Below are 25078 nucleotides of genomic sequence, written 5' to 3' on the forward strand. Positions count from 1 at the left end.
CGAGCCGAACAGGGCCAATGGTCCATTGGAGGCCCCGTCGGCGAGCTCATCCTCGCGCGCCGATGTCAACGCTGTAGGCCTCGTAGACAAGGTCGGCACCTCCCTGGCGGTGGCGAGCGCGGCCAGCGGCGGCCGCCCCAGAAGCCAGGGCGTAGATCGCCTTGTTTCTCAGGGGTGATCTGGCGTTCTCACATGAGCGCCCATCCGGGTACCTGACACCCCATGTCTGAACCCGTGCTGCTGGTGAGGCCGGTGGGATTCGTCTCGAGGTATCCCACGTCGCGCTAGTCGGTGGTGCAGTCGTGTCTCTGTTGCACGAGAGATCGCGTCACGAATGGTCTTGACCTTCGAGTGACTCTAAGGTTTAGTGTGATGGTATGAACAACCAAAGACCTCAACATGCGGATCGGTGAAGCCGCGGCGGAAGCCGGTTTGGAGCCAACCGCGATTCGTTTCTACGAGAAGCACGGTGTGCTCCCCGAGCCGGAACGCACCGACTCGGGCTACCGCGATTACACGGAGACGGACGTCGCTCTGCTCCGGTTTGTCCGCAGGGCGCGGGGCCTGGGAATCCCCCTCGATGATGTGCGCGAGATCGTCGAGCTCCGTACCCGCGGTCAGGCGCCATGTGACGTGGTGCGCAACGCCATGGCCCGTGAGGCGGCGATGATCGAGTCTCGTATCGAGGAATTGCACGCCCTTCGAGACGAGCTGCTCAGACTCCGAAAGCTCGCCGACCAGGTCGCCGACGATTGGCCCGGCGGCGACTGCGTGTGCCACATCGTCGAAGCCGAGAGCACCACACCAAAGAAGACCCGACGAAAGGTGCGCGCATGACCGCGAAGACCGAATTGGAGATCGAGGGCATGCACTGCGACGGCTGCGAGACCACCGTCGGAGCGGCGCTCAGCAGAGCCGGGCTCACCGAAGTGAGAGTCGACTGGCGTCGCGGTACGGCAACCGGCCTTCCTTCAGCCGGATTCACGATCGAGTCGGCAGCGGAGCAGGTGGCGGCGACCGGCTACAAGCTGGTCGAGGCACCTGCCGAGGATGCGAGACCAGTGGCGGCCACGGACGAGTATGACCTCGTGATCATCGGATCGGGCTCCGGTGCCTTCGCCGCCGCCATCAAAGCCCGTGAACTCGGAGCCCGGGTGGCCATGGTCGAGCGAGATCTAGTGGGCGGAACCTGCGTCAACATCGGCTGTGTCCCCTCCAAGGCACTGCTGCGCGCCGCCGAGTTGTTCTGGAAGGCCGGACACAGTCCGTTTGCCGGCGTCGAGACCACGGCTACCAACGTTGATCTTCGGTCCCTGGTCGCGCAGAAGAACGCCATCGTCGCGAAGCTGCGGAAGGAGAAGTACGAGGACCTGCTCACCCACTATGAGATCGACCTCATCCGCGGATCGGCAACGTTCGTAGGTCGGGACACTGTCGCGGTCGCGGGCAGGTCCCTGAAGGGGTTCCGCTTCTTGATCGCCACCGGCGCGGCACCATGGGTTCCCCCGATCGAGGGGATCGACACGATCGACTACCTCACGTCGACCTCGGCCCTCGAACTCGAAGCGGTGCCCGGCGAGTTGATCGTCGTCGGTGCCAATGCGATCGGCCTCGAACTCGGGCAGCTCTTTGTTCATCTCGGTTCCAAGGTCACCTTCGTCGAGGCCCTCGAGCGGGTGGCACCATTCGAGGAGCCGGAGATCTCCGCCGCCATCGACACCCATCTCCGGTCACAGGGTGCGGTGATTCACACCGGCGCCAGCATCACCCGGGCGGGAGTGGCGGATGGGCGGGTTTGGCTCGATATCGGCTCAAGAGACGGTGCCGTTCGGCTGGAAGCAGACAGAGTCTTGATGGCGACCGGTCGTCGCGCTCGCACCGCGGACCTTGGGCTCGACCTAGCCGGGGTTGAAACCGACCCCCGCGGGCAGGTCATGGTCAACGACAGCCTGCAGTCGTCAAACGACCGTATCTACGCCGTCGGAGACGTCACCAACCATCCCCAATTCGTCTACGTGGCCGCCCTCGGAGGCAACATCGCCGCCGAGAACGCCATTCGGGGAACCAGCCGCAAGATCGACTTCACCACCATGCCCCGGGTCACCTTTACCACCCCGGCCATCGCCTCGGTCGGACTCACCGAGGAACAAGCACGTGAAGCAGGGAAGAAGGTCATCACCTCGGTGCTGCCCATCGATGTGGTGCCTCGTGCCATCGTCGACCACGAAACCGGCGGACTGGTGAAACTCGTCGCCGACGAGACATCGGGCCAACTGCTGGGCGCCCATATCATCGCCGACGGCGCCGGCGATGTGATCCAGGCCGCAGTCATGGCGCTCAAGTACCGAGCCACCATCGAAGAGATCGCCTCGACCTACCACCCCTACCTCACCATGGCCGAGGCTCTCAAACTCGCCGCACAGGGATTCAACAAGGACATCAGCATGCTCAGCTGCTGCGCCGCCTGACCGACCAAGGCGCCATCGCCAACGTCAACAGTTGGTTCGCGTTCTGTCCAGTTAAGGCAGCGCTCATGGCTCTTTGGCTGACGCCTCATCGCGGTATCGGCCGGGCTGGTTCGCGTTCCATCCTATTAGGCCCACAGGGCGGCGCCTTCGGCGCCGCGGCTAACAGTTACCAGTTACCAGTCGCGATCTGCACTTGCCCTGAGTTCTTGGGGCGGGCCGGGCTCGGGGCGTGTCGGCGCACCGATTCTCGCTCAAGGGGACGTCGAGCGGGACCGATATCTTCCCCTTCGCAAAGTTCGTGTAGGGCGAGTGAGGTAAGTACACTCTCGGGGGTGACCCCGATCGAGGGCGTACGACGGGGCCGAGGCTTGGGCGCGTTCGCGCTCATCGGCCTCACGCCGTCTGTGCTTTCCATGACGACCGTTGTCGTGTTCGACGCGGCGATGGTCTTCGTCGCGTCCGCGTTCTCACCCGCCTGCGGGGGTCCCGGTCGACGGGTCACCACGGTGGGTGGAGGATGATCCGGTTCGCCCGAGCCTCACTACGCGGTCCCTTCGCCGGTGCCTGGGCGGTGCGGTTGCGTTCGCGGCGTCTCGTCTCCGCCCTCGTCGGCCTGTCCCTGGCCGCCGCCAGCGTGCTCGTCGCCGTCCCGTCGGCGCAGGCGGCGTCCGCCGGGATCTACCTTGACCGTTTCGAGTCGGGCACCTTCGATGGCAGCAACGGCACCAAGGCCTGGTCGGGACCCTGGTCGGAGGCGCCGGAGAGCGACGGGCCGGCGGCCGGACAGGTCAAGGTCGTCTCGGACGTCAACTGTTCTTCGGGCAAGTGCCTGTTCATCGGCGACTTCAGTGGCGTGAAGAGGGCGCAGCGAGTCGCCGACCTCTCCGGGGCGGATGGCGCGGTCCTCACCTTCGACTGGAAGTATGTCGGAACGGGGAGCGCCACCCATCGTGCCGAGATACGGGCGACCGGATGTGACATCTCGAGCGAGGAGACGGCCGGCTGGACCGTGCTCAAGACGTTTACTGCGGCCGACGCCGGGAGCTCGACGTTCAAGCTGGGGAGCGCGTTTGGGGACGCGTTTGCCATGAGCTCGACGACGTGCCTCAGGTTCACCAACAACAAGGGGGGCAACAGCGGGCACGTGCTGTATGCGGACAACGTCCAGATCCGGCTCGCCAACAAACCGGTGGTGACCAACCCGGGGAACCAGTCGAGCAACGAGGGCGACTCGGTGTCGCTCACGGTGGCCGGGTCGGATCCCGACGGGGATGCGTTGACCTGGTCGGCGACGGGGCTGCCTTCTCTTCTGTCGATCAACCCGGGCACCGGGGTGATCTCGGGGACCATCTCGTTGGGCGCAGACGCTTCCTACTCGGTCACGGTGAAGGCCACCGACCCCGACGGCCTGTTCGACGAGGTCGCCTTCACTTGGGCCGTGAACCGAACCCCGGTGGTGGATCCCGTGGCCGACCAGTCGGATAACGAGGGCCAAGAGATCGTCCCGGTGCCGGTCACCGGGTCGGACCCCAACGGCGACGACCTCATCTGGTCGGCCGAAGTCCTGCCTTCGGGAGTGGCGATCGACTCGGTCACCGGGGTCATCTCCGGGAAAATCGACATCGAGGTGGGCGGCGAGGTCTCCTACGACATCACGGTGCGGGCCCGGGATGCCGGCGAGTTGTTCGGCGAGACCACCTTCACCTGGGCCGTCAACCGAACACCGACGGTGACCAACCCCGGGAACCAGTCCCACAACGAGGGCGACACGATCTCCCTGCCGGTCGCCTGGTCGGACCCCAACGGCGACGACCTCACCTGGACGGCGAACGGACTGCCTCCGGGCCTGTCGATCGGGCTCTCGACCGGGGTCATCTCGGGAACCATCTCGTCGGGCGCTGCCGCCACCTACTCGGTGATGGTGAAGGCGACCGACCCCGGCGGCCTCGACGACGAGGTGCCCTTCACTTGGACGGTATCGGCACCCACCACGACCATCCCGCCGACGACCACCACGACCATCCCGCGTAGCACCACGCCGACGGTTCCGCCGACGACGACGACCACCACGGCCCCGGATGGGACGGACACGACGACCACCACGGCCCCGGGTGACAACCAGGCGCCGACGGTGATCGACCCGGGAGACCAGTCCAGCACCGAGGGTGACGCGGTCTCTCTGCCGGTCGCCGGGTGGAGCTCCACCGGCACCGCTCTCACCTGGTCGGCGCTCGAGCTGCCTTCGGGCCTGTCGATCGACCCGAGCACCGGGGTGATCTCGGGGACCATCGAGTCCGGCGCCGCCGGCTCCTACGCGGTGACGGTTCGGGCCGCCGACCCCTGGGGCCTGTTCGGTGAGGTGTCGTTCGGCTGGCGGTGCGCCGCCTCGACCACCGGGCCGGACGGTCAGGGGTTCTGGCCGGACGCGAAGCCGGGGGAGACGGTCTCCACCGACCATTCGGGCGACGGGGCGACCCCCGACGTCCCGTTGGAGGTGTCGGTCACCACACCCACCGGGGGCGCGGTTTCCGTATCGAATGAGCCGGTGATGCGGGACCCGGAGAGCTTCACGCTGGTGGGCACCAGGCTGATCATCACCGCCCCGGACGCCACGGTGGTCAACCCGCTGGTGCTGGTGTTTCTGGTCGACTCCTCGGTGGTGCCGGAGGGCTTCGGCGCCGAGACGGTGGCCGTATTCCGCGACGGGGTGTTGGCGAGGGACTGCTGGGGACCGGGCGCGGCCGCGCCGGATCCGTGCGTGTCCTCCCGAGGGACCTCGGGTGACGACCTGGAGATCACCGTGTTCAGCACCCGGGCCTCGACCTGGGAGATCGGGTTCGGCGTGGCAGCGGCCGGCCTCCCGGGCTCCCCAGGTGGCGGGTTCGGGATCGGATGGCTGGCGTGGTTGGCCCTCCTCGCCGCCGCCGCCCTCCTGGTGCTGGTGCTGTGGCGGGGGCTGTCGGTCGTACCGGAGCCGGCTATCGCCCAGCCGGCCCTTCCGATCGCCGCCGCGGTCGCCATGGAGCCGGCGCTCGACGGTGGGCCGAGGGAACTGGACGACGCGGGGCTGATTTCCTACCTGTCGGACGAGGCCTATGCCGAGTGGTCGCTGGTGCCCCACAGGGCAGCGGACGACTTCGGCCAGACGCCGTCCGAGGTGCTCTCCGGGATCCTGCGGCTCGCCCTGCTCGGGCGCATCGAGGTGCGGGGTTCGCTGTCAGCGGACTTCCTCCGCTACCGGATCCCGCGGTTCGCCGGGGCAGACAAGGGCGTGCCGACGCCGTTCGGCATGTGATCGGTGCCCGACATGCCTCCGCCATGGCATACGACGGGAGCACTAGTCCGTAGGCTTGGGCGGGAATAGTCCTTGCCGTTCACGCGCTTTTGCCCTACCATTTCGGCGAATCACACGCGTATTCATGAATTCCTCACTGGGCGTGCCGCCGGTACATGGGCAGCGGCCTGGATCTGTTCGGTTGCCTGGATGAGGATGACGGCAGGGGAGTCCTAGATGGACACGAGATCGCCGATGACGCGCCAGGCAGGCCCTTCGGGGTTGCCGGGCCTTCCGGTGAGCCATGTCGGCCATAGGAACGGTCTGGCGCGCCGCTCCAAGCTGCGTCGGCGGTTCATGCTTGTCAGCGTCGCCATGCTCGCCTCCCTCCTCGCCGTCCTCGGCGTTGGATTCGCCCAGGATGCCGGCACCTCCACGGTCAGCGTGGCCTTGCCGGCCGGGGTGTCCGCCTTCGCTGTCAGCAGCTCTGCCGGCACCGCCCCGCAGGGAGTGGTCTCACCGGCGGACGACGTGGTGCTCAAGTGGGGCTCCGCCTCCACCGGCGGGAGCAGCAACTGGTCCGCGGTGAAGGTCCCCAAGTGGCAGGTGGGAGCGGGCGCCTCCTGCGCGTTCAGCGCCCCGGGCGACGCCAACAACGCCCCCGGCGACCTCATCTTCCTCGACGCCAGCGACACCACCACCACCAAGCTGATGATCAGCGTGTTCGTCACCAACCTCGACGTGCTCGCCGCCTACTACTCGTCGTGGAGCTTCGAGATGCACGTGTATCAAGCGCCTTCCCTCACCGGCCCGTGGACGTCGTCGGTCGCCAGCCAGCGCATCCAGTCGGACCGGGGCTCCGCCACCTTCGTGGTCGACATCACCGGCGGCAACCACTATCTCAACCTGACCCTGGACGAGGGCGCCTGCTACGCCGTGGCCGTCCCCTCCGACCCGGCCGACCTGCAGCCGGCGTTCTTCGTCCAAGCCTCCGAGCTGTGAGGTCGAGGAGGCAGCCTTGACCGCCCTGAAGACCCCGGTGGCGCCGGCGCCTGGCCTGCCGCTGGCCCCGAGCGTGTCCCCGGCGCACACCCGGTCGCCGGCGCCCGGTCCCGCCCGTGACCTGCGCCGTCGGGCGGCCCGGCAGCGGCGCGGGCTGCTGATCGGGGTGGTCACGGTGGCCTTCGCCTGGAGCCTGGCGTCGTTCTTCGGGTCCGGCAGCGGCGGCGCAAGCGGAGGCGCCAGCCTCATCCCCGGCCTGGGGGGCAGCGGGCAGGTGGCCGAGGTCACCCCGGTGACGCCAGACACCGTCACCGTGCCCACCGGAGCGGCCAACCTGCAGGCCGGGGTGCAGTTCGCCCGCGTCGACGTGGCCGCCAACTACCACCAGCGGGTGCGCATCTCGTTGAGCTGGACCAACGGCAAGCAGTTCTCGGTGCAGACCAACGTGGCCGGGTGGCAGATCTCCGTGGGCCTGTACTACCCGGTGCGGACCACGGCATGCTCGGGGTCCGATGAGGCCCATGCGGTAACGGTCGCCATCTCGAGCGTGGACCACTGCTTCTACCGGGACATCACCGCCATAGGGCCGGGCGTCGCCCAGGTACAGAACCCGCGCGATCTACGGGGCACCCAGTTGCTGGCGGTCAGCCGTATCGTGGCCAGCCTACGGCCCCAGATCGACCAGAGCGCGGCCGGGGCGTGCACCACCATCGGCACCACCCCCTGTTACCTCGACGGCAACGCCGACAAGCGCCAGTTGTGGGTGATCGCCAGCCTGCTCAACCCGGGCAACGTCCCGCCGCCGGGCTCGCAGCCCGACATCACACTCGACCTGCACATCAAGGCGTCGACGCAGTCCGTCGGCGGATAGCCCGGCCGAAATCCGCGTCGATCCGGCCATTCCCGTATACCATCGGCCTGCTTCCGAATCTGTGTTCGATCCATTTGGAGGCGAGGGGATGACTACCTGGGCCGACATCTCCGACGCGGACGCGCCGCCGGTCGGCGACGGGCGGCGCGGGCTCCTGCCCCGGCTGCGCGCGGGGCTGGGGATCGTCTTCTGGGTGGCGATCCCCGCCGTGTCCATCCTGATGGTGGCTGGCTACCTCGCGGCCTCGGTGGCGCTGGGCACCACGCCGCCGTTCGCCGTCGTCAGCGGCCAGTCGATGCGGCCGGCGCACAGCCCGGGCGACCTCGTCGTCATCAAGGCCCTGCCCACCCACGAGATCGAGGTGGGCGACGTCGTCGCCATCCTGACCCCTGCCGATTTCGTCGAGGAGAGGGGCTTCCCCCAGGAGGTGGTGCACCGGGTCATCGACATCACCCGCATCGGGGGATTCGTCGAGTTCACCACCAAGGGCGACAACAACCCGCAGGCCGATCCGTTCCGCGTGTTCCCCGACAACATCCGGGGGAAGGTCATCGCCCACTACCCAGGCCTGGGGTATCCGGTGCTGTTCTTCCGCTCGTCGCAGGGCCTGATCTTCCTGTCAGCCTTCGCCATCGCCGTCATCGGGTACTTTCTCATCGCCGCCATCGAGCGCCGCCAGGAGGCGGCCGAGTTGGAGAGTCCCCGCGTGGCGATGGAGTATCTCGCCGAGGAGACGCACAGCAACGGCGAGCGTCTGGAGGAGCTGGTCGGCGCCGTCAGCGAGTATGGCGAGCACTTGCGCAGCCACACCGAGATTCTCCGCTCCATGAGTGCCGCCTCGCAGAGCCTGGCGGCGGTCACCGAGCGCCTCGGCCGGACCGTCTCCACCCTGCGTGAGCCCGATCGGGCGGCGGCGCTGATCGACTACCTGGCGGAGCAGGCATACGCCGAATGGTCGCTGGTAGTGCCCGACAGGGCGGCGGTCGCCATCGGCCGCTCCAGGGCCGAGGTTTTTTCCGAATTCGCCCGGCTGGGCATCCTCGGGCGCCTCGAGGTGCGGGCGCTGCAGCCCCCGACCTGTATCGCTATCGCTTGCAGGAGCCCCACCTGTACCACTATCGGAGCGCGACGCCGTCGTGAGGCGTGTGACGCGGGTCCGCATCCTCGTGCTGTGGCTGCTGGCGGCGGCGACGGTGGCCGCCGCCCTCCCCAGCGTGGTGGCGAGCAACGGGTCGGCGACGGCCAGGGCCCGGGTAGAAGTGATCGGGGCCGCGGCCTTTGCCGGTGATGGTGTCGTCGCCGTCAGCGGCAGCGTCGGTGTCGTGTCCCAGTGGTTCGGCGCCGCCGCACCGTCCCGGTTCGCCGCCGGTCGGACGTTCTCGGTGAGTCCGGCGGTAGCCGTACTGGCCCGCGACGGGACCATCGTCGCCACCGCCAGTGAGGTCACGGTGAGCATCGGCGCTCTCGTCGTCAACGGGCTGTACGCCTTCCCCCTCCCCGTCGAAGCGGTGAGCCTCGGCCAGATTGTCAGCAACCACCACACCTATCCCGCCTCCGACATGAACGTTCCCGAGGGCACCCCGATCTACGCCGCGCACGCCGGAGTCGTCGAGCGCATCTCCATCCCCAGCGAGGACCCGGACAAGGATCGATGCGGCCTGGGGGTGACCATCGCCGGTCAGGACGGTCACGTCTACACCTACTGCCACGGCAGCGCGCTGGCGGCCCACATCTACCCCGGGGTCGTCGTGGGCACCGGGGAGACCATCATGCTCTCCGGCAACACCGGCCGCTCCTCAGCCCCCCACCTCCACTTCCAGATTCGCGATCCCGGAGGCAGACTCATCTGTCCCCAGGGCCCGCTCGAGGCCTGGTGGCTGGGCATCGCCCTCAGCCCGGTCGGGGCGCCCGACAGCGGGTGCAGCTACTGAGAGCCACAGGCTGCCAGCTACCGGCTGCCGGCAAAATCCGCGGCCTTGTTCCCTCACCGGTGCCGGGGCGCTTCTGACTTCGGGCGGTGGCCCCCTCCCTGTGGCCTTCGGCGCAGCACCTCCCCAACCTGCGCTCTGCTCCGGCGGGGGAGGTAAGAGCGGGTAACCGGGCGGCCTAAGGGGCTTTGAGACGAAGCACGATGCGGTCGCTCTCGGCGGACTCGAGCTGGGCGCCCCGGTCGAGAAGCGACGAGAAGTCGAGTTCGGTGTCGGGGACGTCGACCCCCACGAGGAAGGTCACTCGTTCTTCGTCTCGCCGGTGGATGCTCACCCCGGACACTCCGGCGATGCCCACCAGGTCGCGCTCGAGGTCGGCCACAGCCGCCGCCGACGGCACCGGGAACATCTCGACTTGGATGATGCGGCGACCCGGCGGCGGTGGCTCCAGGCCGTCCTCCACGGGTCCGGGCTCGTCGGGCGGACTGTCTGGGGTCGCCTCCGAGTCTGGTTCTTCTGTGCTCTCCCCGTCGTTCCCCCACAACTCCGTCGGGACCACCACCGGCACCGGCTCGGCTTCGGGCTCGGCGGGGAAGCCCTCGAAGGACACCGTCGTGGCAAGGCGATCGATCTGGGCGTCGATGGAGGCGAAGAGTCCGCTGATGCCGCCGCCGGACCCGATCAACGGTTGCAGAGGGCCGCCGGGCTCCTCGGCCCGACGGATGATCTCGTGGGCGCGGCGACGTGCCTCGGCGACGATGTCGTCGGCGGTCCGTGCGTCCGAAGTGCGGTGGGCCGTGCCCTCGGGGTGCATCGCTCCTTCCATCTCGCTCATCACCAGGCGTATCGGGGCGGCTCGGTGGACGCAGGATCCTCCGGTTCGCCCTCGTCCGGCTCGTGCACAGCATCCCGGGGCGGTGGCTCAGGCGGCGGCGGCGGCACTGTGAGCGTTGGAAGGCCCGACGATTTCGGCGTCGGCTCGGGCGAAACATCGGGTGGTCCGCCGGTGGTCTTCTCCACCAGGGCGGCCAACTGCATCCGCCTGGCGGCCAGGTCCTGCAACTGCCGGCCGTTCTGCTCGACGGCCCCGGTGGCTTCCTCCAACCTGGCGGACAACCAGTCGTACTGTCGCTGCACCGATGCCAGGTCGCTTTCCGCTGCCTGCATCCTCAGGCCGATTCCTTGCGCCTTCTTCGTCCATGCGTCGTCGTCCGGTGCCTCACTGGCGCGTAGCAGTGCTTCCCGGGCGAGCGCCCGCGCCTCGGCAGCCTCCTGCTGCGCCCTCTCCATGCGCTCCCGGAGGCGGCTGTGTTCGGAGGACGCCTCGGCCACCCGCTCGCGCAGCTCCCGATCGCGATGCTCGGCGTCTTCGAAGACCAGATCGACCATCTGGAAGAGAACGCTGGCCATGACCTCCAACGGAATGCTCGGCGTGGCCTCGGCGGGCGCATCAATCGGCGGGGCCGGTGATCGCTTTCGCCTCCGCAGGCGGAAGCCGAGCCACATCAGGATCAGGACCAGGATCGACGCTACGCCGAAGACGATCACCTCTGTCGGTCCGAGATCGATCACCCAGACCCTATTCCGAAGCGTGCGTCCCTTGGTGCGGCGGTGTCGCACCCGATCGAGCCGTGGCAGGTCGCTGGCGGACCCGACCGGGTAAACAGGAGGCGGTGGTCGGGGATTCGGCTCGTCCGATTGGCGCGCGACAGCGTTATTGGGCCCATCGCGCCACTATAGATGAGTGGTCGCCGGAGGCCTCGGGCCCGAGGCCGGGCCATGACGGCTCCCTAGATCTGAGCGGCGGCGAAGTCGGCAGCGTCGTCGAGGGTCAGCGCCGCCCCCTGAGCGACCAGCTCGGTGAACCTGGCGTCGGCGATCCGGTGGCGCAGCGTCGCCTCCGTCTCGTCGGCGATCCGCTGCTCGCCGACCGGCAACGTCAGGCCGATCCGTTGGCGCGCCACCTGGGCCGCTCCCAACAGCACCGCGGCCGGCTCGGGGTCGGGGCGGCGCGCCCCCAACTCGGCCAGAGCCTGGAGGACCATCGGCGCATCGGGGCGCACCTGCTCCAGCGAGATGCTCAAGGCTCCGGTAAGGAGCGCCGAGGCACGGGCATCGTCCCCTTGGGCGAGCGCGGTGCGCCCCAGGTGGCGCATCGCCCACGACTGCCCGAGTGGGATCTCGAGCCGTTGGAACATGGCCAGGCTCTCCGACAGCCGCTGCTCGCCGTCCTCGGCCCGCCCCTCGCCGAGCGCCAGCTTGCCCAGGTAGGCGGTCGACCAGGCGATCAGATCGGTGAAGCCGGCGGACCGGGCGGTCTCCAGCGTCTCGGTCAGGGCACGGCGCGCCCGACCCCAGTCCTCACGGTTGATGGCGATCTCCCCGTCGGCGAGCAGCGCGTCGAGTGCCACGTACAGGTCGTCCTTCCGCGAGCAGGCGTCGAGCGCCCCCGCCACATACTCGTCGGCGTCGGCAGTACGCCCCTGCTCCTCCGACAGCAGCGCAAGACTGGTCAGGATCTGCCCCTCACGGCGCGGATCGGCTGCCCGGTGGGCGCGTTCCAGGGCTTCCTCGAACAGCCGGGTCGCCGCCGGAAGGTCTGCCTGGCGATAGGCGAGCCCGGCCAGCCTGGTGAGGCAGGCAGCAGCGGCGCCATCGTCGCCCAACTCCTCGGTGAGGGCGAGCGAGGCTTCGAGGTGCCGGCGCGCCTCATCGACATACCCGAGGCCGGCGTCGAGGTCGCCCGCCGCGTAGAGAGCCCGGGCGAGCAGCGGGTGTGTGGCGTCCTCAGCCAAATGGATCACCTGCTCGAGCCAATCGCGCCCCTCCACGAGACTGCCGCGGAGCTTCCAGAAGTTCCATACGGCAACGGCGATGCGCAGGGCGAGATCCGCCTCGCCCCCCTCGATCGCCCAGCGGAGCGCCGCTCGGATGTTGTCGTGGTCCTTCTCCAGGCGGTGGAGCCACTCGGCCTGGGTGGCGCCCTTGGCCTCGTCTTGCGCGGTTTCGACCAGGTCCCTGAAGAATTGGGCATGGCGCCGCGTCAGTTCGGCCTGGCGACCCGATGCGGCCAGCTTGTCCCCGGCGTAGCGACGCACCGGCTCGAGCAGGCGATACCTGCCCGTTGTCGTGTCGCCGGTCACGAGTGACTTCTCGAGGAGCGCCATGACCGCATGGAGGGTCCCGTCATCCCCGTCGGCGACGCCACACACCGCCTCCACTTGGTCGAGGGCGAAGCTCCCCGCGAAGGTCGCCAGCTGGGCGAGGACCTCGCGCTCGAAGGGCGTCAGCAACTGGTAGCTCCAGTCGAGCGTGGTCTCCATGGTCTGGTGGCGGCGGTCGCCGGTGCGAGTGCCGCTGCCCCGGATCTCGAGCCTGCCTTCGAGGAGAGTCGCCACCTGACTGACGCTGAGGGCGCCAACCCGTCCGGCGGCGAGTTCGATGGCCAGGGGGATCCCGTCGACCGCTCGGCATATCCGGCCCACATCGCGGGCGTTCGAGTCGTCCACCTCGAATCCGGCCCGGGCAAGCTTGGCGCGGCTGGCGAACAGGCGGACCGCATCGTGCTCCATCGCTCGTTCGGCGGACTCGGAGTCCTCCCGGCTCGGGGACGACATTGGAGGGACCACGTACACGGCTTCACCGGGGACCCCCAGTCGTTCCCGACTCGTCGCCAACACCTTCAGCGCGGGAGCCGCGCGGAGTAGATGGTCGATTGCTGAAGCCAGGGGACCGAGCAGGTGCTCGCAGTTGTCGAACACCAGCAGCGCCGGAGCCTGCCGCAGCCGCATCGCCACCGAGTCGAGCAGGTCACGACCCGGCTCGTCGGGGACCCCCACCGCCTGGGCGATGATGCGCGGGACCAGATCGGCGTCGCTGACGTAGGTGAACTCGGCGAGCCACACGCCGCTGGGGAACTCGGTCAGGTGGTTGGCGGCCACTCGGAGCGCCAGGCGGGTCTTGCCGCAGCCGCCGATCCCGGTGAGGGTCGCGATTCGGGAGTCGGCGAGGAGGTCGGAGGAGCGGGCCAGCTCCTCCTCTCGCCCGACGAAGGTGGTCAGCTGCACCGGCAGGTTGTGCTCGAAGGCGTCGCCGCCGCGTAGTGCGGGGAACTTCGAGGGGAGGCGGTCATGCACCGCCTGGAACAGCCGCATCGGCTCGGGGAGGTCGCGCAGCCGGTGGGGGCCGAGATCGAGGAGAGTCACCCCTTCGGGCAGCGGGCGGGTCAGCACCTCCTCGGTGGCCAGGGTGAGCAGGATCTGGCCGCCGTGGCCGGCGTCCATCACCCGCTGGCAGCGATTGAGGGTGGTCCCGTAGTAGTCGCCCCGGCGGAGCTGGGCCTCCCCGGTGTGTATGCCGATTCGCACCCGAAGGGTGCTGTCGCTGTTCAGGTCGAGCTGGATGCGGACACTGGCGGCGAGGGCGTCGTGCGCCGACTCGAACACCGCGAGAACTCCGTCTCCAGTGCCCTTGACGACTCTGCCTCGATGGGCCGACACCAGCGAGCGCAGCAGCCGCTCGTGGTGGGCCATCGCCACCCCCGCCTCGACCGGATCCTCCTCCCACATGCGGGTCGATCCCTCGACGTCGGTGAAGAGGAAGGTGACGGTCCCGCTGGTGAACAGAGACTCGGCGGCATCCGCCCGCGACTGGCCTGCGGGCCTATGGGCGTCCGTGTCGGCGGTGGGGTCGCGTCGCTCCTCCACCGCGCCAAATCTACTCGGCGACCCGCCGCCACCCGGCACGGCGAGTCGAAGCAGGCTAGGTTTCGTGGCAATGGCTGGTCGCAGCTCCTGGCGTCGCAAGGTTGCCTCTTGGTGGCGTCGCCGCGGCCGCAAAGGATCGAGAGAGGACGTGAACAACATGGGCAGCGACGAGCATCAGGGCTGGGAGCCCATCGGCTCGACGGGTCGTTTCTTCCAGACATCGCTTCCGATGTCGCGGTCGGCCCTTGACCTGTGCGGGGGCAGAGGTAAGACCCTGATCTACGGCGAATTCGACACCGGCCTCGAGCCGGAAGCATGGAGGGCGTTCCTTTACGACCCGCTGCGGGTGCTCAGCGCCGAGGGAGTGCTCGATGCGATCGATGCCCCCGACCGACACCTCGAGATCGAGATCGTGAAGTTCGCCGGCCCCGAAGAGTACGAGGCGGACTATCGGAAGGCGACCGAGGCTCGGGGAAAGAAGAGCGCGAAGGTGTACGACGGTGCCGCCCTCCACGCCGACACTCGCGGCGCCTGGAGGGTCACCACCGTGGTGGTGAACCACGAGCAGCCGCTCAATCCGCGGATCGGGGCGGTCACCATCGTCGTCTGAGGGTCGGCCGGTTGGAGGTTCCGAGCGCCGTCATCAGCGCTGGAACCTGATCGAACTGCAACTACTGGTGGGCCTACACGCGCTCCTCGGCCGGCAGGCCGGCAATCGGTAGCGGAGAGCCTCCTCGGCGTGAGCCGAACAGGATGATCACTACCGGCACCAGTGCCACGAAAGCGGCGCCCGACGCCAGGGCGTAGACGCCGACGGCGTCGAGCACCCAGCCGCCGAGCAGGACGAGGGTGGCGCCGAGGAGACCCCCCATCATGTCGTGGAACCCGAGCAGCTTGCCGCGCTCGCTGGGAGCGGCGAGGTCGGCGAGGGATGCCGTGGCCGCCACGATCGACAGGTTCCAGCCGACACCCAGGCCGAAGAGCAGGATCGCTATGCCCCACACGCCACTCACCCAGATGAGGCCTGCAGACGACGCAGCGACCACGAGGAGGCCGCCGACGAGGGCGGGACGGCGGCCCGTGCGATCGATGATGCTGCCGATCACCGGCGCCAGCCCGAACATGCCCAACACGTGGGCGCCGATGATCGGGAACACCAGATGCTGAGCGTGATGGTGGTGGCCGACCACCACGTAGGCGGTGAGGGTCATCACCGCGACCATGACCGCGTACGAGACGAGTCCCGACAGGAGGGCGGGCACCACGCCCTCGCGCCGCAGGATCTTTCCGAGCGGATCGGCTGGCCCCGGAGGCGGTTCGTCGGCAGTGCGGAACGACTCGGCGATCACCTTCGGGTCGGGTCGCACCCAGACCACGATCGACATCCCCACCAGAGCGATCCCGGAGCCGACGAGCCAAGGAAACACCAACGCCTCGGCGGCCACCTCGCGGCCCGCGAAGAGCGGAGCAAAGACGGCAGGTCCCAGGATCGCCCCGAACACAGAGCCGAAGAGCACCCAGGCGATGCCGCGGGCGCGCCGTTCCGGCGGGTACATGTCGCCGGCGGCGGCGCGGGATAGGTTGATGATGCCGCCCGACGATCCGATCAGGGCGAAGCCGACAATGGCGAGGAGCGGCTCCAGGGTGCTCAGTGAGAGTGCGGTGAGTGCCGAGCCGATCGAACCCAGGACGAAGCCCACGGTGAGCACCGGGATACGGCCGAAGCGGTCCATCAGCCGCCCGGCTACCGCTGCGGTCATCGCCCCGCTGGTGAGAAAGATCGCCGGCCCGAGACCGAGCAAAGCGGTGACGCCGGTCACGAGCCCGAAGGTGATCGCCGCCATCGCCGCCACCAGCTGGAGCGATGCAGAGTTGACCGCCATCCCTCCTGCCAGCAGCAGGGTGTTGCGACGAACTGGGAACCCGCCGGGAGGAGTAGTCATTTGCGCCGTGCCACGAGGACGCCCTGCCGGAGGGGCACGATCACCGAGTCGAAGTCGGGCCACGAGGCCACGAGCCGATTGTGGGTGTCTATGGCGGCTACCCCCTCGTGGTCGAGATCCCCGATCCAGGTACCCCCGGTGCCGAGGACGTTGTCGGCGACATAGAAGCCGCCGGGAGCGATGAGCGGGTGCAGTCTCCGGGCGTACTCCGGGTACTCGACCTTCTCGGCGTCGACGAAGGCGAGGTCGACGCTGAAGTCCGCAAGCTCGGAAGCCAGCTCGTCGAGGACGTCGAGGGCGCGGCCGCGGCGGATCTCGACCTGCTCGGCGAGGCCAGCGCGGTCGAACTGGCGACCGGCCACCTCGGCATGGTGCTGGTCCGCCTCGACGGTGATCAGCCGCCCGTTCTCAGGCAGGCCGCGGGCGATCCAGGTTCCCGAGTAGCCGCCGAGGGTGCCCAACTCGACGGCGAGGCGCCCTCTGGATGCCCGAGTCAGCATCAGCAGAAGGCGTCCCACCGAGGCCGAGATCGCGATGGGGGGAAGGCCCGCAGCATCCGCCTCCGCGGTGGCGGTGCGGAGGATGTCATCCTCGCCTCCGAACACCTCGTCGATGTAGTCGGAGATGTAGTCCCAGCGGTCGGCGGTCATGTCCATTCGGGTCACTCTACGGCGAGGACGACTGCGCGGGTCGAGTCGTGCTTGACACCTAGGAGTCATAAACCTAGAGTATCTAGGTATGAGTGGCCAGGCGATGAAAGGGCATCTCGACCTCTTGCTGCTGGCCGTCCTGGCGGACGGCGCCAAGCACGGGTACGCGGTCATCGAGGAGCTTCGGCTCCGCAGTGACGGCGCCTTCGACCATCCGGAGGGGACCGTATATCCGGCCCTCCACCGGCTCGAGAAGGCCGGCTACCTGGAGAGCGGCTGGAGCGAGGTGCAGGGAAGAAAGAGGCGGACCTACTCGCTCACCAGCAAGGGGACCACCGCACTCGACGCCGCGCGCGTTTCATGGGACGAGTTCTCGATCGCCGTTGGCAGCGTTCTCAGGGGGGTGCCATGGCCGACTACGCCATGATCGACGCCTACCTGGGCACCCTCCGACGCGAGATCGGACGACTTGCTCAAGCCGAGGCGATCCTCGATGAGGTGACCGACCACCTGCTCGAGGCCGTCGCTGCCAACCTCCGATCCGGCCTCGACGGGCCGGTCGCGGAGGCCCGCGGTTTGGCCGAGTTCGGTGATCCCAGGTTGGTCGGGCGTGCGTTCGCCTCCACGACTACAGGAGGAATCGCCGTGCCTACCAACCTCACACGCCGCAGTGGCGTGTTCATGATCGTATCGAGCGCTCTCTGGCTCGCCGCACTCGGATTCATGTATGCCAGCAGTCTCGTCGACCGCACCAGGCCGTGGGAGGGACTCCCCCAAAACCTGTTCCTGGTGTTTCAGAGCCTGCTGATCGCCGCCGCAGCCACGCTGTTCGTCGGCGTGGTGGGACTGGTCCGGCGCCACGGGGGGACGATGGGTATTGCGGGAAGGGTTGCCACCTGGCTCGGGATCCTGCTGATGCTCTCAGCCCTACCGGCATGGGCGGTTGTGGTGTGGTCCACGATCCTCGCCGCCCTCGGGCTGGCACTCCTGATAGGGCTCAACAGAGCGTCGCTGGTTCCGCGGGCCGCAGGGACCATGATCGCCGTCGGTGCGGTGGCGACGTCCGCCCTGTTCTGGTGGTTCGAAGTGCGGCTGGACCCGGGCGATGACGGGCTGTTCGGCTGGGTGGTACCGGCGTTGCTCGTCGCTCTCGGTCTGATGGGCGCCGGTCTGACGACCGTCGGGCTGTGGCTGCGCAGCGAACGGCCGGTGGATATCCCAGCAGCCGGGGTACCCGCGTAAGGAGTCGCCTCCACTCAGCGCTCGCGGGCGGACACTCCGGTGCCCGCCCGCAGGCGCGCCCTAACTGCGCTCGCCGGCCGAGTGCGCCATCGTGAAATCAGCGGTCGGTGACTGGGTCGGCGGCGGGTACTCGGTGCCGCGGACCTCAGCGCGGTCCGGGCGTCGGGACCGCCTATTGGCTCGAGGTGACTCCGCTCAACGGCAGCCGTACGCGGAAGGTGGTGCCTTCGGGTCCCGTGCGATGGACGGTGATCTCGCCGCCGTGGCGGTGGGTGACGATGCCGTAGCTTATGTCGAGGCCCAACCCGGTGCCCCGGCCGGGCTCCTTGGTGGTGAAGAACGAGTCGAACACGCGGGGGAGCACCTCATCGGGGATGCCTGGGCCGTCGTCCTCGACCTCCACGATGAGGCAGTCGGCCTCGGTGAACGCCCGCACGATGATGCGGCCACCGTCACCGTCCTTGACCGCGTCGACGGCGTTGTCGAGGAGGTTGGTCCACACCTGGTTTAGTTCGCTGCCGTGGGCCACGATCTCGGGAAGGTCGTCCTGGTACTCCCGGACGACCTCCAGGCCGGAGAGCTTGCTCTGCAGCAGCAGGAGGGTGTCGTCGAGCCCTTTGGTGACCATCACGTCCTGGATGGGTGCCTCGTCCAGGTAGGAGTACCCCTTGAGCGCCCGCACGATCTGGAAGACGCGCGCCGACCCTTCACCGATCTGATACAGCAACCCCTGCACGGTGCCGGCACTGGCGAGGAGGGCGACACGCGAGGGGAGGGCGTCGGCGGGATCCGATATCGCGTCGAGGTCATCGACGGACACGCCGGCTTCGACGAGTGCGCTGGCGACGGACCACGCTTCGCTGACGCCGTGCCCGTCGAGCCACTCTTCGAAGACTGCCTCGGCGTCGCTTCGGGCGATCCCATCAAGTCGCTTTGGTGGCTCGCCGCGCGTTATCCGCTGCAACACCGTGTCGAGTTCCTCGGGGATCCCGGCCGCAGCGACGGTGCGCATCGCTGCGGCGTAGGCGCCGACCGCATCCTCCAGGTCCCGGGCGGCGCGCTGCACGGCGGCGGCGGGGTTGTTGATCTCGTGGGCGACTCCGGCGCTGAGGGTGCCGAGCTGCGCCATTCGTTCCGATTGCCGCAGGCGCGCCTCGGTCTCGCGCCACCGGCGCAAGAGGGCGGCGAACAGGGCCTTCGCCGCAGTGGCGCTGCCCTCGATCCTGCGGTCGAACTCCCCCTTGGGCAGCTGCAGGAGCGTCGCCGCTGAGCGCGCCCGAACCGTGGCGCTGCGGGCGGCCGACTCGACGAGGGCCATCTCCCCGATCACCTCGCCCTCGCCGCGCACTGCCAGCAACACTTCGCTTCCCGACGGCCCCCTCTTGAGGACCTCGACGGCGCCTCCGGTGATCACGAAGGCGGTGTCTCCCGAGTCGCCCTCCTGGAACAGCGCTTCTCCTGGCTCGAGGGTCACCGTTTCCGCCGAGTCGGCGAGGGCCTGGAGGTCGGCGTCGTCGAGTGCGGCGAACAGGTCGACGGTGCGCAGCGCATCGATGACGCTCACACAGTCTCCAGGTATTGATGGACGAATGACACGCACACCGAACCCTGACCTACTGCGGAGGCGACCCGGCGAACCGCGCCGTGGCGTACGTCGCCGGCGGCAAAGATGCCGGGCTCGCTGGTCTCCATGAGATAAGGGTTGCGCTCCAATGGCCACTTCGGTCGTCGTCCGTGCTCACCGAGGTCGGGACCGGTGAGCACGAACCCGCTCTTGTTGAGGGCGACGACCCCCTCCATGAAGTCAGTGTGGGGAAGGGCGCCGATGAACACGAAGACCGCCGACACCGCCCGCTCCTCGTCACCGTCGCCGGTTCGGAGCACGACGCCCTCGACGCGCCGCTCACCTCGGATGTCGGCCACCGAGGCTTCGGTGACGATCTCGATGGATGGGATCGCTTCGATTTGATCGACCAGGTAACTCGACATGCCCTTGCGGACCGAGTCGGCCCGCACCACCAGCGTCACCTTGCTGGCGAAGCGTGACAGCATCACCGCCGCCTGGCCGGCCGAGTTGGCGCCTCCTACGACGACCACATCGGCTCCGGTGTAGAGGGGTGCCTCGGCGATGGCCGCCCCGTAGTACACGCCGGCCCCGGTGAGCCGCTCCACGCCGTCGGCGCCGAGGCGGCGTACCGTCATCCCGCTGGCCACGATGAGCGCCTTCGCCCGCAGCTCGGTCCCGTCGGCGAGGCTGGCCACCTTGGTCGGTCCCTCCACCCGCACCTTGCGGGCATCCCCCGCGGTGACGATCTCTGCGCCGAATCGGGTGGCCTGCGCTGCCGCCCTGCGGGCCAGGTCCACGCCGGCGATCCCCTTGGGGAAACCCAGGTAGTTCTCGATCCGCGCGCTGGTGCCAGCCTGGCCGCCGGTCGCCTCCCGTTCGACGATGGCGACGCTGAGGCCCTCCGAGGCGCCATAGACGCCGGCGGCGAGCCCCGCCGGACCGGCACCGATCACCAGCACGTCGTAGAACGACCCGGTTGCCTCGGTCTGCATGCCGAGCTTGGCGGCGAGGTCCCGGCGGGATGGCTCCAGCAGGTGGCTGCCGTCAGGGAACAACACCACAGGAAGCCGCTCCAGGCCGTCGAGCGCCTTCGCCGTGCTCGTCGCCTCGTCGTCGCGCTCGATATCGATGAATCGGTAGGGAATCTCGTTGCGGGCGAGGAAGTCCTTGGCCTCGAACGTGGTCGGCGACCACGTCGTCCCGATGACACGGATGCCGTCGAAGCCGGCGTTGTGGGCCGCCTGCCAGTCCTCGAGGAGATCGTCGAGGATGGGGTACAGGTGGGTCTCAGGTGGGTCCCACGGCTTCATCAGATAGTGGTCGAGTCCTACTTCGTTGATCGCCTGGATCGCAGCCGTCGTGTCGGCGTAGGCGGTGAGGAGAACCCGGCGCGCCATCGGGTAGATCTGGAGCGCTTCGAGAAGGAACTCGGTTCCGGTCATCTTTGGCATTCGTTGATCGGCGACCATGAGGGCCACGGTGTCGCCGCGTCGCTTGAACTCGCTTATGGCCTCGAGGGCGGCGGCGCCCGACTCCGCCTTGACGATCCGATAGTCCTTGCCGTAGCGGGTCCGCAGGTCCCGTTCGACCGCGGCGAGGACCTGCGGATCGTCGTCGATGGTGATGATGATCGGTTTTGCCATCGCCGCCGATGCTACGCCGCGCCGACAGCCCAGGGTCGGGGCTTCAGCCGGTGATCTCCCTGGCGAGGGCGAGCGCTTCGGCGAGGCTTGTGTTCATGCCCTGATCGAATAGCTCGCCAGCGCGCTGCTCGCCGAGAGCGTCGTAGGCTTCCTCGAGACCCAAGACGGCATTGGCGGCGACTTCGGAGAGGTTCATGCCGGTGGCGTGCTGCTGATTGGCGACTGCCCCCGCCATGATGACTGCTTGTTCCTGGTCGCCGGTCCGCAGGCTGAGCTGGTTGAGGTTCTGGAGCTGGAGGGTCAGGCCAGCGATGTCGCGTACCGGCTCGAAAAGGTCGAGTGCCGCCTTGATGTGAGGCAGGGCCTCATCGATCCGGTCCATCGCGAGCAGGGCCACGGTCGCCATGTGATGCGACCACGCCACCATGGTCATGTCCCCGGCCGCCTCGAGGTCGGGAAGCGCATCGAGTGTCGCCTCCAGCGCGAGGTGCGGCTGGTCGACATACATCGCACCAACCCCGCGCGCCCAGGTGACTCGAGCCGCGCCGTGGCTGTCTCCGAGCTCGGCGAACACCTGTGCGGCCTCGTCGAGGGCGCCGTGGGCAGCGTCATGGTCACGGTCTCCGAGCAGGTGGGGGAAGGCGAAGTCGTAGAGGGCTTCGGCGAGGGCTCTCGGTTCCCCAAGGGTGCGTGCCAGCGCCACCGCGGCCTCGTAGTGTCGAAGTGCATCATCCATGTCGGCGGCCCAATAGGCGAGGCTTCCGGCGGCACTGATCACCCGGAGCCGGAGCGCGTCGTCTAGATCGTCGGCGACGAGGACGCGGCTGGCGAAGTCCCGCCCCTCGGGGATCAGGCCGCGTGCCTGGAGGTAGCGCCACAGGCTGGAGACGATCCGTGCCGCGGCGTCGAAGCGGCCCGACTCTTCGGCGAAGGCGAAGGCGGCCCGGAAGTTGTCCCGCTCCCGCTGGACGGCATCGAGCCAATACGCCTGCTCGGGACCGGTCAGATGGGGTCCGACCTCCTCGGCGAGCTCGACGTGGGTGTCGAGGTGGGCATCCTGGATGGCCCTGCAGTCGTCGGTTTCGGTGAGTCGTTGCCAGGCGAACTCGCGGATCGTCTCCAGCATCGCGTAGCGCGGCGTCGGCTGGGTCGGGTCGTACCGCACCAGGCTGTGGTGTACCAGGACCTCCAGCGGGTCGAGGACGTCCGAATGCTCGTCGCCGAGTACCCGACCGCACACCGAGTCGATCGCCTCGAAGACGGCTCCGCCACGAAACACCGACATCCCCCGCAGCAGACGCTGTTCAGTCGGCGAGAGCAGGTCGTAGGACCAGGCGATCGCATTGCGCAGGGTCTGCTGACGGGCGGGAAGATCGCGTCGGGTAGTGGACAGCACGTCGAAGCTGGCGCGCAGGCGTTCCGCCATGACCCTGGGGGCGAGCACCTTGACCCGGCTGGCGGCGAGTTCGATCGCCAGGGGAAGCCCGTCGAGGCGTCGGGTGATCTCGGCGACCGCGCTGGCGTTGTCGTCGGTCAGGGTGAAGTCGGGGAGGGAGGCGGCGGCCCGGTCCACGAAGAGCACCACCGCCGCCTTCTTGCTCAGGGCCTCGACACTCGTCTCGCCGTTGGGAAGGGCGAGGGGTGGGACGGGGAACTCCTGCTCGCCGCTCAACTGGAGGGCAGCGCGCGATGTGACCAGGACCTTGAGTCCGTCGGCGGCGGCGATGAGCCGGGCGACCAGCGGTGCTGCGTCGAGGATCTGCTCGAAGTTGTCGAGGACCAGCAGTGTCCGATGCCCCTTGAAGTAGTCGATGACGAGACGTTCGGCCGACGCCGAGCTGCGGGTGAGGCCGAGTGTCGAGGCGATGGTGGCGGCGACGAGCTCCGGGTCGGTCACCGGGGCGAGGGGGACGTAGTAGACGGCTTCGAAGTCATCAGACGCTTCGGCAGCGACCTGCAAGGCGAGGCGGGTCTTGCCGGTGCCTCCCGGCCCGGTCAGCGTCACGAAACGGCGGCTGTCGAGCAGTGCGGTGATCCGGCCGACCTCGGGGCGGGGGACGAAGCTGGTGAGTTCCGCCGGAAGGTTGTGGGTGGTGGCGTCGAGCGAACGGATGTGCGGGAAGTCGCGGTCGAGGCCATCGGCGACGACCTGGTGGATCTCGATCGGTTGCAGGAGGTCCTTGAACTGGTGCGCGCCAAGTTCGATCAGCTCCGGTGCGTCGGGGGAGAGTGGCAGGAGGGCGGCGGTGCTCTCAGAGATGATGATCTGTCCGCCGTGGGCGGCGGCGCCGATGCGTGCGGCGCGATGCACGTCGATGCCGCGGTAGTCGGCCCCGCCGAGCTCGCCCGCCCCCGTGTGCAGACCGATGCGGACGCGAACCTGGCCGTCGTCCGGCCAGGGGTGGGCGGCCAGGGAGCGCTGGGCGTCGACGGCAGCGGCGACGGCATCGGGCGCCGAAGCGAACACGGCGAAGAATGAGTCCCCTTCGGTCCGCAGGGTCGTCCCCCGGCGGGCGTCGATGGCGGCCTCGAGGATGGCATCGTGAGCGTCGAGGAGCGCGCTCGCGTCGGCTCCGAAGCGCTGCAGCAGGGCGGTGGAGCCTTCGATGTCACTGAAAAAGAACGTGACGGTACCGGTCGGCAGTTGGGTCATGCCACCCTCAGGGTTGTCACGGGAGTGCATGGTAGGTCGGTGAGTATCGTCGTCTCCCATGGATCGATCCCTTCCGACGGCCGTTGACGTGGCCGCCGCCCGGCGTCGGGTGCGCGGCATCGCCGAGGTCACCCCCGTGATCCCGTCCGTCTCCCTGGCCGCGGCCGCCGGGGTCCCGATCTGGCTGAAGGCGGAGTGCCTTCAGGTGACCGGGTCATTCAAGGTGAGGGGGGCGGCGAACGCGCTCACCCTGCTGAGCGAACGGGGCGCGGTCCCGGGGGTGGTCGCCGTGTCGTCCGGCAACCACGGGCGTGCGGTGGCCCATGTGGCCCGATCGCTCGGGATCCCGGCTGTCATCTGCCTGTCCGAGAGGGTTCCCGCTCACAAGCGGGACGCCATTGCCGATCTCGGCGCCCGCGTCGTGGTGGCTGGGCCCACCCAGGAGTCCGCGGAGGCCGAGGCGCGTCGCTTGGTGGAGGCAGAGGGTCTGGTGTTCGTCCACCCGTTCGACGACCCGTCGGTGATCGCCGGTCAGGGCACGGTCGGTCTCGAGATCCTCATTCAGGTGCCGGACGCTCGCTGCGTGGTGGTGCCGCTGTCAGGCGGCGGGCTGATTGCGGGGATCGGCCTGGCCGTCGAACCCGAGGAGAGCGGCGTCCGCGTGTTCGGCGCCAGTCAGGATCGGGGTCCGGCCATGCACGACAGCCTCCGAGCAGGTCGGCTGGTCGACGTGGTCGAGGAGGACACGCTCGCCGATGCCCTCGCCGGTGGCCTGGGTGAGGAGAACCACTACACGTTCGATCTATGCCGCCAGTTGGTAGAGGACGTGGTCCTGGTGAGCGAGGACGAGATGGCGGAGGCGATCAGGCTGCTCCACCGCGACCACGACCTGAAGGTCGAAGGCGGGGGAGCGGTCGGCGTCGCCGCCGTCCTGACGGGCCGACTACCCCTCGACGGCCCGACGGTCGTCGTGGTGAGCGGGGGAAACATCGGGGAGCACGCGTGGAAGGCGATCGTGGAGGATCGCGTCGCGGGGTCTTCGTAGGGTTTGGGCTCCCCCCTCCCCGCCTGCGGCGGTACTCCCCCCTTCGGGGGGAGAGAGGGGCATCCACGCTTTCCTCCCCTGTAGGG

20 protein-coding genes are annotated in these 25078 nt (G+C 68.6%); 12 read left to right on the plus strand and 8 right to left on the minus strand.

Annotation, left to right across the window (positions count from 1 at the left end; genetic code table 11):
• Positions 1-399 precede the first annotated feature (399 nt).
• The 8 genes from WEA29_08230 (at position 400) to WEA29_08265 (ending at position 9546) form a co-directional block, all read left to right on the plus strand.
• Positions 400-837 (plus strand): MerR family transcriptional regulator, encoded by a 438-nt coding sequence (locus tag WEA29_08230; protein ID MEX2323737.1) that lies wholly within the window; start codon positions 400-402, stop codon positions 835-837.
• Positions 834-2468: a mercury(II) reductase gene (merA, locus tag WEA29_08235; GenBank protein MEX2323738.1), complete on the plus strand. Its 1635-nt coding sequence runs from the start codon at positions 834-836 to the stop codon at positions 2466-2468. The genes WEA29_08230 and merA overlap by 4 nt, the downstream gene beginning before the upstream one ends.
• A 332-nt stretch (positions 2469-2800) precedes the next feature.
• Entirely contained in the window at positions 2801-2989 is a 189-nt protein-coding gene (locus WEA29_08240) for a hypothetical protein (GenBank protein ID MEX2323739.1), read from the plus strand.
• Positions 2986-5763, plus strand: a complete 2778-nt coding sequence (locus WEA29_08245; GenBank protein ID MEX2323740.1) for a putative Ig domain-containing protein — start codon at positions 2986-2988, stop codon at positions 5761-5763. Before WEA29_08240 ends, WEA29_08245 begins: the two co-directional genes overlap by 4 nt.
• A 216-nt stretch (positions 5764-5979) precedes the next feature.
• Entirely contained in the window at positions 5980-6744 is a 765-nt protein-coding gene (locus WEA29_08250) for a hypothetical protein (GenBank protein ID MEX2323741.1), read from the plus strand.
• Positions 6745-6760: 16 nt separating this feature from the next.
• On the plus strand, positions 6761-7615 hold the full coding sequence (locus tag WEA29_08255) for a hypothetical protein (protein MEX2323742.1): 855 nt from the start codon (positions 6761-6763) through the stop codon (positions 7613-7615).
• An 88-nt stretch (positions 7616-7703) separates the two neighbouring features.
• Positions 7704-8903 carry a signal peptidase I gene (locus WEA29_08260; protein MEX2323743.1) on the plus strand — a complete coding sequence of 400 codons (1200 nt, stop codon included), beginning with the start codon at positions 7704-7706 and terminating at the stop codon, positions 8901-8903.
• Positions 8875-9546, plus strand: coding sequence for a M23 family metallopeptidase (locus WEA29_08265; protein MEX2323744.1), 672 nt, complete (start codon positions 8875-8877; stop codon positions 9544-9546). Before WEA29_08260 ends, WEA29_08265 begins: the two co-directional genes overlap by 29 nt.
• 175 nt (positions 9547-9721) lie before the next feature.
• Here the strand turns inward: WEA29_08265 and WEA29_08270 are convergent, their stop codons facing one another.
• From WEA29_08270 to WEA29_08280, 3 genes are all read right to left on the minus strand, one after another.
• Entirely contained in the window at positions 9722-10378 is a 657-nt protein-coding gene (locus WEA29_08270; protein MEX2323745.1) for a hypothetical protein, read from the minus strand.
• Positions 10378-11115 (minus strand): hypothetical protein, encoded by a 738-nt coding sequence (locus WEA29_08275; protein ID MEX2323746.1) that lies wholly within the window; start codon positions 11113-11115, stop codon positions 10378-10380. Before WEA29_08275 ends, WEA29_08270 begins: the two co-directional genes overlap by 1 nt.
• 218 nt (positions 11116-11333) lie before the next feature.
• Positions 11334-14249 carry an adenylate/guanylate cyclase domain-containing protein gene (locus tag WEA29_08280; GenBank protein ID MEX2323747.1) on the minus strand — a complete coding sequence of 972 codons (2916 nt, stop codon included), beginning with the start codon at positions 14247-14249 and terminating at the stop codon, positions 11334-11336.
• Positions 14250-14397: 148 nt separating this feature from the next.
• Between WEA29_08280 and WEA29_08285 the strand changes: the two genes are divergently transcribed.
• The gene (locus WEA29_08285) at positions 14398-14859 is read left to right on the plus strand and encodes a hypothetical protein (protein ID MEX2323748.1); all 462 of its coding nucleotides are present in this window, start codon (positions 14398-14400) and stop codon (positions 14857-14859) included.
• Between the two features lie 73 nt (positions 14860-14932).
• On the opposite strand, the gene WEA29_08290 is transcribed toward WEA29_08285, so the two are convergent.
• A complete protein-coding gene (locus tag WEA29_08290; GenBank protein MEX2323749.1) occupies positions 14933-16132 on the minus strand; it encodes an MFS transporter in 1200 nt (399 codons plus the stop codon).
• Between the two features lie 56 nt (positions 16133-16188).
• A complete protein-coding gene (locus WEA29_08295) occupies positions 16189-16848 on the minus strand; it encodes an O-methyltransferase (protein ID MEX2323750.1) in 660 nt (219 codons plus the stop codon).
• Between the two features lie 82 nt (positions 16849-16930).
• Here WEA29_08295 and WEA29_08300 point away from each other — a divergent pair, with 82 nt between their 5' ends.
• Positions 16931-17269 carry a helix-turn-helix transcriptional regulator gene (locus tag WEA29_08300; GenBank protein MEX2323751.1) on the plus strand — a complete coding sequence of 113 codons (339 nt, stop codon included), beginning with the start codon at positions 16931-16933 and terminating at the stop codon, positions 17267-17269.
• A complete protein-coding gene (locus WEA29_08305) occupies positions 17251-18084 on the plus strand; it encodes a hypothetical protein (GenBank protein ID MEX2323752.1) in 834 nt (277 codons plus the stop codon). The genes WEA29_08300 and WEA29_08305 overlap by 19 nt, the downstream gene beginning before the upstream one ends.
• A gap of 172 nt (positions 18085-18256) precedes the next feature.
• On the opposite strand, the gene WEA29_08310 is transcribed toward WEA29_08305, so the two are convergent.
• The 3 genes from WEA29_08310 to WEA29_08320 are packed head-to-tail and all read right to left on the minus strand — an operon-like array spanning position 18257 to position 23947.
• Entirely contained in the window at positions 18257-19648 is a 1392-nt protein-coding gene (locus tag WEA29_08310; GenBank protein MEX2323753.1) for an ATP-binding protein, read from the minus strand.
• Positions 19645-21294, minus strand: coding sequence for an FAD-dependent oxidoreductase (locus WEA29_08315; protein MEX2323754.1), 1650 nt, complete (start codon positions 21292-21294; stop codon positions 19645-19647). The genes WEA29_08310 and WEA29_08315 overlap by 4 nt, the downstream gene beginning before the upstream one ends.
• A 43-nt stretch (positions 21295-21337) precedes the next feature.
• A complete protein-coding gene (locus WEA29_08320; protein MEX2323755.1) occupies positions 21338-23947 on the minus strand; it encodes an adenylate/guanylate cyclase domain-containing protein in 2610 nt (869 codons plus the stop codon).
• Positions 23948-24005: 58 nt separating this feature from the next.
• Between WEA29_08320 and WEA29_08325 the strand changes: the two genes are divergently transcribed.
• A complete protein-coding gene (locus WEA29_08325; protein MEX2323756.1) occupies positions 24006-24992 on the plus strand; it encodes a pyridoxal-phosphate dependent enzyme in 987 nt (328 codons plus the stop codon).
• The last annotated feature ends 86 nt before the right edge of the window (positions 24993-25078 follow it).

It is taken from the genome of Acidimicrobiia bacterium (assembly GCA_040902765.1).
Taxonomy (GTDB): domain Bacteria; phylum Actinomycetota; class Acidimicrobiia; order Spongiisociales; family UBA11373; genus DATKBG01.

Bases quoted from the DNA above. Each gene is read 5' to 3' on its own strand.
- WEA29_08260 (MEX2323743.1), top strand. From the start codon at position 7,704: ATGACTACCTGGGCCGACATCTCCGACGCGGACGCGCCGCCGGTCGGC.
- WEA29_08295 (MEX2323750.1), bottom strand. From the start codon at position 16,848: ATGGACATGACCGCCGACCGCTGGGACTACATCTCCGACTACATCGAC.
- WEA29_08300 (MEX2323751.1), top strand. From the start codon at position 16,931: ATGAGTGGCCAGGCGATGAAAGGGCATCTCGACCTCTTGCTGCTGGCC.
- WEA29_08230 (MEX2323737.1), top strand. From the start codon at position 400: ATGCGGATCGGTGAAGCCGCGGCGGAAGCCGGTTTGGAGCCAACCGCG.
- WEA29_08290 (MEX2323749.1), bottom strand. From the start codon at position 16,132: ATGGCGGTCAACTCTGCATCGCTCCAGCTGGTGGCGGCGATGGCGGCG.
- WEA29_08270 (MEX2323745.1), bottom strand. From the start codon at position 10,378: ATGAGCGAGATGGAAGGAGCGATGCACCCCGAGGGCACGGCCCACCGC.
- WEA29_08250 (MEX2323741.1), top strand. From the start codon at position 5,980: ATGGACACGAGATCGCCGATGACGCGCCAGGCAGGCCCTTCGGGGTTG.
- WEA29_08320 (MEX2323755.1), bottom strand. From the start codon at position 23,947: ATGACCCAACTGCCGACCGGTACCGTCACGTTCTTTTTCAGTGACATC.
- WEA29_08305 (MEX2323752.1), top strand. From the start codon at position 17,251: ATGGCCGACTACGCCATGATCGACGCCTACCTGGGCACCCTCCGACGC.
- merA (MEX2323738.1), top strand. From the start codon at position 834: ATGACCGCGAAGACCGAATTGGAGATCGAGGGCATGCACTGCGACGGC.
- WEA29_08325 (MEX2323756.1), top strand. From the start codon at position 24,006: ATGGATCGATCCCTTCCGACGGCCGTTGACGTGGCCGCCGCCCGGCGT.
- WEA29_08315 (MEX2323754.1), bottom strand. From the start codon at position 21,294: ATGGCAAAACCGATCATCATCACCATCGACGACGATCCGCAGGTCCTC.
- WEA29_08245 (MEX2323740.1), top strand. From the start codon at position 2,986: ATGATCCGGTTCGCCCGAGCCTCACTACGCGGTCCCTTCGCCGGTGCC.